Source organism: Nostoc sp. CHAB 5715 (genome assembly GCF_020829685.1).
GTDB lineage: Bacteria > Cyanobacteriota > Cyanobacteriia > Cyanobacteriales > Nostocaceae > Nostoc.
This window is the reverse complement of the sequence record NZ_JAIVFR010000885.1, coordinates 1-3,171: the sequence shown is the minus strand read 5'-3', so window position 1 is coordinate 3,171 and position 3,171 is coordinate 1. Positions and strand designations below refer to the sequence as shown.

At 39.7% G+C, this 3,171-nt stretch carries 4 protein-coding genes; 1 reads left to right on the top strand and 3 read right to left on the bottom strand.

The features are described 5' to 3' along the window. Positions 1-472: Uma2 family endonuclease (locus LC574_RS33140; protein WP_229457828.1), on the bottom strand; the 472-nt coding region annotated here is incomplete at its 3' end. Between the two features lie 100 nt (positions 473-572). Further along, positions 573-2,153 carry an HlyD family type I secretion periplasmic adaptor subunit gene (locus LC574_RS33135; protein ID WP_229457827.1) on the bottom strand — a complete coding sequence of 527 codons (1,581 nt, stop codon included), beginning with the start codon at positions 2,151-2,153 and terminating at the stop codon, positions 573-575. Positions 2,154-2,242: 89 nt separating this feature from the next. Between LC574_RS33135 and LC574_RS33130 the strand changes: the two genes are divergently transcribed. Continuing rightward, complete coding sequence (locus LC574_RS33130; protein WP_229457826.1) at positions 2,243-2,641, top strand: four helix bundle protein; 399 nt, start codon at positions 2,243-2,245, stop codon at positions 2,639-2,641. A gap of 24 nt (positions 2,642-2,665) precedes the next feature. On the opposite strand, the gene LC574_RS33125 is transcribed toward LC574_RS33130, so the two are convergent. Beyond that, a partial coding sequence (locus LC574_RS33125) for an ATP-binding cassette domain-containing protein (RefSeq protein ID WP_229457825.1) occupies positions 2,666-3,171 on the bottom strand: 506 nt, incomplete at its 5' end.

Here is a 3,171-nt window from a genome sequence, read left to right as displayed (position 1 = left end):
TGTGATATTGCTCAATGTAGGGTTCAGTTTGGCTTACAAGCAGATATTCACAAAAGCGTGCAATAGAGCGATATTTTCTGAACTTGTCCCCTCGGTCGTATGCTTCAGTAGAGGGTGATAGAACTTCGACAATCAGTATTGGATTGAGAATTTCATCATTGCGATTGCCATTGAACTCTGGTTCACCATTAACAACCATCAAATCTGTATAAGTACCACACTGATATTCAGGAATCCAAACTCGCAAGTCGCTATTATACAAACGGAAATCGGTGTCTCTTAGTAAAAACCCTAAGTAAATTAAGAAGTTGCTGGCAATCGCACTATGAGATTCCGAACCTCCCGACATAGTAATAACTTCTCCGTTGCGGTATTCATGGCGTTCTGGGTTTGTTTCTTCCATAGCCCGGTACTCGTCTAACGTCAGGCGAGTTGTTATTACATCACAGGGACTGGTTTGAGCAAAGACCACAATCAACCTCTTAAATAATTAGCTCTAAAACTATTATCTGCAACAAGAGGAAGAATTGCCAATTTCATGAGAAATTATGATTCAAAGCACATTTACTAACTTAGCGAACAAACTTAAGGCTTTCAACACTAGAGCTAAACATATCAGTAAAGATACTCATTACTGTCCGTTCTCGCAGTTTAATATTACCACTAACTGACATTCCAGATTGCAGAAGTACTTTACGTCCATTAATAGAAATTGACTGTCGCTCCAGCCGTACCTTAGCAGGAAAACGATAGAAAGGATAAATTTGGTCTGGTGGTAATGCATCATTTCCAATCCATGCTAGCTTACCTTTGACATCACCAAATTCACTAAAAGGAAATGAGTCAATTCTCACATCTACCGTCATCCCCTCTTTAACAAAACCAATATCTTTATTGGTGATGTAGACTTTAGCTACCAGAGCATCATCAGGAACAACTTTCAGAATTGGTTCGCTAGATGTCACTACAAATCCTGGTGTATGTGCTTTCAGTTCAAATACTGTACCATTAACTGGGGAATTAATTGACTGATATTGAAGATTCATTTGAGTTTGACTCAACTGAGAATCATTTTCGGCAATTTTCTTATTATTTTCGACTATGGCTTTAGTCAACTGAGAATCAATTTCAGCAATTTTTTTGTTATTATCTGCAATTTGGGTGAGCCAATCTTTACGAGAAATAGCTACAGTTGATTGCAACTTAGCTTGTGCTTGATTAATAGCAGATTGTAAACGCAATCCCTCTTGGGTAAGCTGGTCAATTTCAGATTGAGCGTTTCTGACTTCTTCTTGCTGCTTGAAATATTGAATCTTAGAAATCGCCCCATCATTCATTAACGGGGTAATATTATCAAGAATACCTCGGTTCATTACCAAGGTGTCTTTAGTAGCAGCCAGCTTTATCTCAGTTTGCTTGGATTGGCGACTTAATTGATCAACTTCCAGCTTTGCAGCAGTTACACGCGCATCTAATTCCGAAGAAGTGGATACTAGGCGCTCTTTTTGTTCTATAGAAAGTCCACTGCTAGAACCTGTACCATCTAGTTGAGCGCGATATAATCGGTTCTCTGCTACTATTGCTGCCCGGCTTTTGGTCAGGTCAAGCATTTGATTTGAAACTTTAACATCGGTGGCAGTAACTGTAGCTCCACCTGTCATTTGAGATTGATAAAATTGATTTTCTTGAATTAGAGATGAGCGAATTTTCTTTAAGGAGTCAAGTTGGGCATTAGCAGTAGTGGGGTCAAGGCTGAGAAGATGCTCACCAAGTTTAACTTGCTGTCCATCTTCAACATAAATTTCTTTAACTACGCCACCAACAGGAGCCTGTATTTCTTTAACTGTACCTGTCGGCTCTAACTTACCAGTAGCAGAAACTGCTTCTTCAATTTTAGCGAAGTTTGCCCAAATGATTGTACCAGTTGTAACACCCATCAAACCCCAGAGGATAGCGCGTGACCATTTTCGGGATTGCCGAAGAATTACAGGTTGCTCAAATTTAGGAATATAACGGGGAGGGGGGGAGAGTGAGGGAGTGAGGGAGTGAGGGGGCGAGGGAGTGAGAGAAGTTTTAGGTTGTGATTGGGAAAGGGGTTCGTTACTTACACTATTTATAAACTTACCGTTTCCATTGCCATTATTAATACTCATAATTTTCTTATAGAATTAGATTAGTAAATAGTAAAATAAGAACTTTTGCTGAACAAATTATCAAACCAAACTATTGTATCGATTGAGAAATGACTAGAGAATCCTTAAAAAGCCAAAGAGATTTAGAAGTTTACCAAATGGCGTTTAATGCAGCAATGTCTATTTTTGAGTTATCAAAAAAGTTTCCTGTTGAAGAAAGATATTCTTTGACCGATCAAATTCGTCGCTCATCTCGTTCTGTATGTGCCAATTTAGCGGAAGCTTGGCGCAAACGTCTTTATGAAGCAGCATTTGTAGCCAAGCTAAGTGACTCTTCTGCTGAAGCTGCCGAAACTCAAACATGGATTGAGTTTGCTGTTGAATGTAATTATCTAAGTGCTGAAACAGGGCGTGAACTTTACAAAACATATAATTCAATTCTAGGTATGCTCGTTACAATGATTCATAACTCAGATAAATGGGTCATCTCTGCCAATAAAAACAGATAAGTTTTCCCTCCCTCACTCCCTCCCTCACTCCCTCCCTCCTACTTCCTGTTGTTGGTATAAGCAATAGTAAAGCCCTGTTAAAGCCATAAGTTCTGCATGAGTTCCCTGTTCTGCAATTCGTCCTTGGCTCATCATCAAAATCACATCGGCATTTTGAATTGTTCCTAGCCTGTGGGTAATAAAAAATACTGTCCTTCCCTTAAATACTTGGGCTAGATTCAAGCACACCTGACGTTCAGTAGCATAGTCAAGTGCGCTGGTAGCTTCATCCAGAATCAACAGTGGTGGGTTTTGTAGTACAGTCCGAGCTAGAGCAATTCGTTGTCTTTGTCCACCAGATAAAGCTGAACCCCTCTCTCCAACACGAGTTTCATAACCCGACGGCAAATTCATAATGAAATCATGGGCACAAGCAATTTTAGCAGCCTCCACAATCTCGGATGGTGTGGCATCAGGCATGGTCAAAGCAATATTTTCTTGTACTGTAGTGTCAAATAACAGAGTATCTTGTAACAACATACCAATTTGAT